Origin of the sequence: Fodinicola feengrottensis (assembly GCF_010993775.1) — a bacterium.
In the GTDB taxonomy this organism is placed as follows: domain Bacteria; phylum Actinomycetota; class Actinomycetes; order Mycobacteriales; family HKI-0501; genus Fodinicola; species Fodinicola feengrottensis.
In genome coordinates this window covers 127,788-134,416 of sequence record NZ_WOTO01000017.1, presented here as the reverse complement: position 1 = coordinate 134,416, position 6,629 = coordinate 127,788, and the positions used below count along the sequence as shown (strand labels likewise).

Below are 6,629 nucleotides of genomic sequence, written 5' to 3'. Positions count from 1 at the left end.
GTTCGACGAACATGGTCAGATCCAAGCCGGCCGCGAGCACGGTTTCCTGGAAAACCACGTCCGTCTGCACGTACGTGCCGCCGCCGGTGCCGGTGATCGGTTGGTCGCGTTCGAAATAAGCACCCTCGATCGCCAAGGTGCCGTCGTCCAGGCGGTCGGTGGCCCACAGCATCTGGTGGATCTCGCGGAGGAACAGCCGGCCGCCGGGTCGCAGCAGCTCCGCGACCACTCGCGCCCAGCGCTGGATGTCGGGCAGCCAGCAGATCACCCCGATGCTGGTGTAGACGAAGTCGAAGGCCCCGGCGCCCAGCGCGTCGACCGCGTCGTACACGTTGGCGGTGACGAAATCGGTGTTGTCGCCCAGTTTCGCGGCCAGACTGCGGGCCTCGGTTGACGGCTGCGGGTGAGAAATCCAGGCCGGTCATCCGCGCGCCGAGGCGGCTCAGGGACAGTGTGTCGGTGCCGATGTGGCACTGCAGGTGCGCCCCACGGAGCCCGTCGACCTTGCCCAGTCGGGGACGGTCGAATCGGACAACATTGCTGAGAAAGGCCGGATCTTCGAGGAATTTGTCCACCTCGTAGTCCGGTGATGCCGCGTGAGCGGGTGCGCGCTCATCCCAGTTTGCGCGGTTCTGGGCCACATAGAGATTCATGCCGGCGACGGTCGCACACCCGGCCCGATCTCGGCCACGGAATTTGCCTTTACGGGCAGCTACTCGTGTCCCAGCACTCGGTGCGGGCGGTAAGGCGCCTCCAGAGTCGCGATTTCCGCCGGATCAAGGGAAATTTCGGTGGCCGCGACGGCGTCCTGGAGATGGGAGAGTTTGGTGGCGCCGACAATCGGCGCGGTGACACCGGATTTTCCCAACAACCAGGCCAATGCGATCTGTGCCGCTGGCGCGCCACGGTTCTGCGCGACCGTACGGACAGCGTCCACCACGTCGTAGTCGCTGTCCTCGTACGTGTCGTCCGCGAGTGGATCGTTGCCGGCGCGGGTGGTGGCCCGGCCGCCGCGGGTGCCGGTGAGGAAGCCGCGGGCGAGTGGACTGTACGGGATGACGCCGACTCCCTGGTCTTGGCAGAGTGGGATCATTTCCCTTTCCTCTTCCCGATAAACCAGGTTGTAGTGGTTCTGCATCGAGACGAACCTGGTCGGCGCGAGCTGCTGGGCCTTGCCGAACTGCCAGGCATACATGCTGGAGGCGCCGAGATAGCGGGCCTTGCCGGATCGTACGACCTCGTCGAGCGCGGCCATCGTCTCGTCGATCGGAGTTTCGTCGTCCCAGCGGTGAATCTGGTAGAGATCCACGTAGTCGGTGCCCAACCGCGCCAAAGAAGCGTCGATCGCGCTGAGAATATGTTTGCGGGACAGGCCTTTGTCGTTCGGGCCGCCGGCGCCCATCGGGAAATACACCTTGGTCGCGAGCACGTAGTCCTCGCGCTGGCCGAAGAGCTTGCCGAGCAGCCGGCCGGTGACTTCCTCGCTGGCACCTTGGTCGTACATGTCGGCCGTGTCGAAGAAAGTCACGCCAGCCTCGACCGCCCGCCGGACGATCGGTTCGGCCTGGTCCTCGGTGAGGTGCCAGCCCCGGCTGGAGTGGTCGCCATAGCTCATCATGCCGAGGCCGATGCGGGAGACCCGCAGTCCGGACCGGCCGAGTCGGGGATAGTCCATGCCGATCATGGTGCCGGTCGTACGCACCTGCCGGAATGGGGTTCTCCAGGCAAAGTCCGCCGAATCCCTGGAAAACGAAAGCAACGGGCGCGGCGGGCCACCAAGGTTCTCCAACGGGTAGTTTACAGACCAGCCACCGGGTTCAGGAGGATTACCGACGATGACCGCGCCGCCCCGACCCTGGTACCGGCCGATGGTGGCCCGCCGGGCGGATGAGGAACACCGCGCGTCGACACCGCTGGAGCTGCTTTTCGACCTGTGCTTCGTGGTCACGGTCGCGCAGGCCGCGGCCGGGCTGCACCACTCGCTGTCCGAGGGCCACGTCGCAATCGGTGTCGCACGGTATGCGGCGGTCTTTTTCGCGATCTGGTGGGCCTGGATGAACTTCACCTGGTTCGCCTCCGCGTACGACACCGACGACGGCATTTACCGCGTCACCACGCTCGTCCAGATCGCCGGTGGGCTGGTGATGGCCGCTGGCATCGCGCGGATCTTCGACCATGCCGACTTCCGGGTGGTGGTGGGCGGCTTCGTGGTGATGCGGCTCGCGATGGTGGTGCAGTGGCTGCGGGCCGCGAGTGCCGACCCGCAGCGCCGCCCGGCGGCGCGGCGGTACGCCGCCGGCATCACGATCGCGCAGATGTGCTGGGTGGGTTACCAGTTCTTCCCGGCGGCCCTCGCGGTGCCGGGTTTCGTGTTTTTCGCGCTGGTGGAGATGGCGGTGCCGATCATCGCCGAGCGAGCGTCGCCGACCACCTGGCATCCGGAGCACATTGGCGAACGGTACGGGTTGTTCACCCTGATCGTGCTCGGCGAGTCGGTGGCGGCCGCGTCGACGGCCATCCAGACCGGCCTTGGCGCCGGGTCCGGACTGGTCGAGCTGTTCGGCCTCGCGGCCAGCGGGCTGGTGGTCGTTTTCGGGATGTGGTGGGTCTATTTCGACCAGTCGGGCAAGCGCGGTCTCGACGAGCTGACCGCCAGCATGAAATGGGGCTACGGGCATCTCGCGGTGTTCTCGGCGGCGGCGGCTGGTCTCGGTGCCGGGCTGCAGGTCGCGGTCGATGGCCTGCGACACGACGCCCATCTGCCGGCGCTGACGGTCGGGTTGGCCGTCACGGTACCCATCGCCCTCTACCTGTTGAGCGTCTGGATCCTGATGATCGGCCCGACCCGCCGAGAGCTGTCCGCGCAGCTCTTCCCGGTCGCCGCGGTGTTGGTGCTGGCCGGCAGCGTGACGCCGGTGCCGGTCACGGTGGCGGCGGTCGTGTTGGCGGCGCTGGTGCTCGTACGGCTGGCGAGTTCCCGGTAGGCGCGGTCGCCGCGCCTGGAAATCGGCACGCAGAACGCCCTGGCCGACTTGGCCGGGGCGTTCTGCGGCGAAACTACTTGGCGAGCAGCGAACGCAGCACGTACTGCAGGATGCCGCCGTGCCGGTAGTAGTCGGCCTCGCCGGGAGTGTCGATGCGCAGCACCGCGTCGTCGAAGTCCACAGTGGACCCGTCGGTTTTTTTGGCGCTGACCTTGAGAGTACGCGGACTGGGACCGTCGTTGAGTGCGGTCACCCCCGAGATGTCGAAGGTCTCGTCGCCGGACAGGCCGAGGGATTGCGCGGTCTCGCCGGCCGGATACTGCAGCGGCAGGACGCCCATGCCGATCAGGTTCGAGCGGTGGATCCGCTCGTACGACTCGGCGATGACGGCCCGCACGCCCAGCAGGTCGGGTGCCCTTGGCCGCCCAGTCGCGGGACGAACCGGAGCCGTATTCCTTGCCGGACAGGATGACCAGCGGGATGTCCTGCTCCGCGTAGGCCTGCGCGGCGGCGTAAATGGTGGTCTGCTCGCCGTCGGCCAGCCAGTTGCGGGTGTAGCCGCCCTCGACACCGTCCAGCAGTTGGTTGCGCAGCCGGATGTTGGCGAAGGTGCCGCGGATCATCACCTCGTGGTTGCCCCGCCGCGACCCGTACGAGTTGAAGTCCCGCTTGGCCACGCCGTGGTCGGTGAGGTAGTCACCGGCTGGCGAGTCGAGCTTGATGGAGCCGGCGGGGGAGATGTGATCGGTGGTGACCGAATCGCCCAGCTTGGCCAGTACGCGCGCGCCGCTGATATCCGTCACTGGTTGCGGTTCTGGTTGCATGCCTTCGAAATACGGAGGCTTGCGAACGTACGTCGACTCGCCCTCCCACTCGAAGGTGGCGCCGGTCGGGGTCGGCAGCGCGACTTCCAGCGCTCGTCGCCGGCGAACACATCGGCGTAGTCCTTGGCGAACATCTCCTTGTTGATCGCCGAGGCGACGGTCTCCTGGATTTCCTGCGGCGACGGCCAGATGTCCTTGAGGAACACGTCGTTCCCGTCGGTGTCCTGGCCGAGCGGGTCGGTCTCCACGTCGAAGTCCATCGTGCCGGCGAGCGCGTACGCGATCACCAGCGGCGGGGACGCGAGGTAGTTCATCTTCACGTCCGGGCTGATCCGGCCCTCGAAGTTGCGGTTGCCGGACAGCACCGAGACGACCGCGAGATCGTTGTCCTGGATGGCTTTGCTGACCGGCTCCGGCAGCGGGCCGGAGTTGCCGATGCAGGTGGTGCAGCCGTAGCCGACCAGGTGGTAGCCGAGTTTTTCCAAGTACGGAATGAGTCCGGCCTTCTCGTAGTAGTCCATGACCACTTTGGAGCCGGGGGCGAGTGACGTTTTCACCCACGGTTTCACCGAAAGTCCGCGCTCGACGGCGTTGCGGGCGAGCAGCGCCGCGCCGATCATCACCGACGGGTTGGACGTGTTGGTGCAGGACGTGATGGAGGCGATGGCGACCGCGCCGTGGTCGATCTCGCATTCGGTGCCGTCGTCCATGGTGATCCGCGCCGGGTTGCTCGGCCGGCCGTGGGAATTGCGGGCAGCTGACGCGTACGCCGCCATCGGCTCGTCGTTTCCGCTGGTCGCGGGCGCGTCGCTGGCCGGGAAGGACTCGGCGGACGCTTCGTCCACCGTGGTCTGGATGCTGTCACCGTTGGTGTAGTTCTTCAGCGCGTCGCGGAAACCCGCCTTGGCGTGGGAAAGTTCGACGCGGTCCTGTGGGCGTTTTTCGGCCGGCGATCGACGGGACCACAGTGGACAGATCCAGCTCGAGGTATTCCGAATAGGTGGCCTCGTGCTCGGCGTCGTGCCAGAGACCCTGTTCTTTCGCGTACGCCTCGACCAGAGCGACCTGCTCATCGCTGCGGCCAGTCAGGGTCAGGTAGCGAATGGTTTCGTCGTCCACCGGGAAAATCGCGCAGGTGGAGCCGAATTCCGGGCTCATGTTGCCGATGGTGGCGCGGTTCGCCAGCGGCACCGCGGAGACGCCCTCGCCGTAGAATTCGACGAATTTTCCTACCGCGCCATGCTTGCGCAGCATCTCGGTGATCGTCAGCACCACGTCGGTGGCGGTTGAGCCGGCCGGAATTTCGCCGGTCAGCTTGAAACCGACGACTCGCGGGATGAGCATCGACACCGGCTGGCCGAGCATCGCGGCCTCCGCCTCGATGCCGCCGACGCCCCAGCCGAGCACGCCGAGGCCGTTGACCATCGTGGTGTGCGAGTCGGTGCCGACCAGCGTGTCCGGATAGGCCTGGCCGTCGCGGATCATCACGACCCGAGCAAGGTGCTCAATGTTGACCTGGTGGACGATGCCGGTGCCCGGCGGCACGACCTTGAAGTCGTCGAAGGCGGTCTGGCCCCCAGCGCAGGAACTGATAGCGCTCGCGGTTGCGCTCGTACTCGATCTCGACGTTGCGCTCGAAAGCGTCCGGGCGACCGAAAACGTCGATGATGACCGAGTGGTCGATGACGAGTTCGGCCGGCGCCAGCGGGTTGATCCGGGTCGGGTCGCCGCCGAGCTCCGCGACCGCCTCGCGCATGGTGGCGAGGTCGACCACACACGGCACGCCGGTGAAGTCCTGCATGACCACTCGGCCGGGGGTGAACTGGATCTCGGTGTCCGGCTCGGCCTCGGGGTTCCAGCCGGCCAGCGCGCGGATCTGGTCGGCGGTGATGTTCACGCCGTCCTCCGTACGAAGGAGGTTCTCCAGGAGCACTTTGAGGCTGTACGGCAGGCGTTTGGCGCCCTCGACCGCGTCCAGCCGGAAGATCTCGTAGTCGGCGTCACCGACCTTCAAGGTGTTCTTGCTGCCAAAACTGTCGGTGCTGCCGGTAGCCACTCGTACTCCTTCGGTGCGCCCGTCTCTTCGTTGTCCTTGCTCGCCTCGATCGTCTCGCAGGTCGGAGGCCGACGCTGCTCGAACTCTCAACCAAACAGTACGTCCGTCTTGCTATAGTCGTCAAACTGTCCGCATCGAGAATCAGTCGAGGTGGTTTTCGTGATCCATCATGTCCAACTGGCTTGTCCGTCCGATGGTGAGGCTGACCTAAGAAAGTTCTACGGCGACGTACTGGGCATGACAGAGCTCGCCAAGCCTCCAGTGCTGGCCGCGCGGGGTGGCGCGTGGTTCCGGATGCCGGCGCTGGGCGGGGACATCGAGGTGCATCTCGGCGTCGAAAAGGACTTTGCGCCGGCTCGCAAGGCGCATCCTGGGCTGCTGGTCGACGACCTCGACGCGTACGCGGCTCGGCTCACCGCCGCCGGCTATCCGGTCGCCTGGGACGACGACTTTCCCGGGATGCGCCGGTTCTACTCCGCCGACTGCCACGGCAACCGGCTGGAATTCCTCACACCTGCTCCGACGACGGCGGACTGCCAGGAAGGGGCGAGGGACTCGGCGAGCAGCCGCCAGTGCGCGGTGCCGCCTGGATGAGGCCAGGCCGCCGTGCGTTTGCGGTCGCTCTCTATCTCGACAAGTGTTGAGCCGAAATACCGCTGGTTCCGCGCGTCGGCCTGGCCGATCTTGCGTTCCTCCAGGTCACGGCGGGGACCCGCGGGCATGATGTCGAGCCGCGAGGCCATCTCCCGCACACCGTCGGCGATC

The 6,629-nt window shown here is 66.4% G+C and carries 5 protein-coding genes and 3 pseudogenes; 2 read left to right on the top strand and 6 right to left on the bottom strand.

Annotation, left to right across the window (positions count from 1 at the left end; translation table 11 throughout):
* Positions 1-331: pseudogene (locus GNX96_RS52730) on the bottom strand (SAM-dependent methyltransferase); the annotation flags it as partial.
* Positions 332-712: 381 nt separating this feature from the next.
* On the bottom strand, positions 713-1,789 hold the full coding sequence (locus GNX96_RS17850) for an aldo/keto reductase (protein WP_279580670.1): 1,077 nt from the start codon (positions 1,787-1,789) through the stop codon (positions 713-715).
* Positions 1,790-1,835: 46 nt separating this feature from the next.
* Here GNX96_RS17850 and GNX96_RS17845 point away from each other — a divergent pair, with 46 nt between their 5' ends.
* Positions 1,836-2,984 carry a low temperature requirement protein A gene (locus GNX96_RS17845; protein ID WP_163568963.1) on the top strand — a complete coding sequence of 383 codons (1,149 nt, stop codon included), beginning with the start codon at positions 1,836-1,838 and terminating at the stop codon, positions 2,982-2,984.
* A 73-nt stretch (positions 2,985-3,057) separates the two neighbouring features.
* On the opposite strand, the gene GNX96_RS63915 is transcribed toward GNX96_RS17845, so the two are convergent.
* The 4 genes and pseudogenes from GNX96_RS63915 to GNX96_RS63900 form a co-directional block, all read right to left on the bottom strand.
* Positions 3,058-3,381: a hypothetical protein gene (locus tag GNX96_RS63915; protein WP_390624046.1), complete on the bottom strand. Its 324-nt coding sequence runs from the start codon at positions 3,379-3,381 to the stop codon at positions 3,058-3,060.
* Positions 3,382-3,463: 82 nt separating this feature from the next.
* Positions 3,464-3,808, bottom strand: a pseudogene (gene acnA / locus GNX96_RS63910) (aconitate hydratase); the annotation flags it as partial.
* Positions 3,784-4,653 (bottom strand): aconitase family protein, encoded by an 870-nt coding sequence (locus tag GNX96_RS63905; protein WP_390624045.1) that lies wholly within the window; start codon positions 4,651-4,653, stop codon positions 3,784-3,786. The pseudogene acnA and the gene GNX96_RS63905, both read right to left, overlap by 25 nt.
* A gap of 16 nt (positions 4,654-4,669) precedes the next feature.
* A pseudogene (locus GNX96_RS63900) lies at positions 4,670-5,609 on the bottom strand (aconitase family protein).
* 414 nt (positions 5,610-6,023) lie between these two features.
* On the opposite strand from GNX96_RS63900, the gene GNX96_RS17835 reads away from it, so the two are divergent.
* Positions 6,024-6,458 carry a VOC family protein gene (locus GNX96_RS17835; protein ID WP_279580669.1) on the top strand — a complete coding sequence of 145 codons (435 nt, stop codon included), beginning with the start codon at positions 6,024-6,026 and terminating at the stop codon, positions 6,456-6,458.
* Positions 6,459-6,629: the final 171 nt, after the last annotated feature.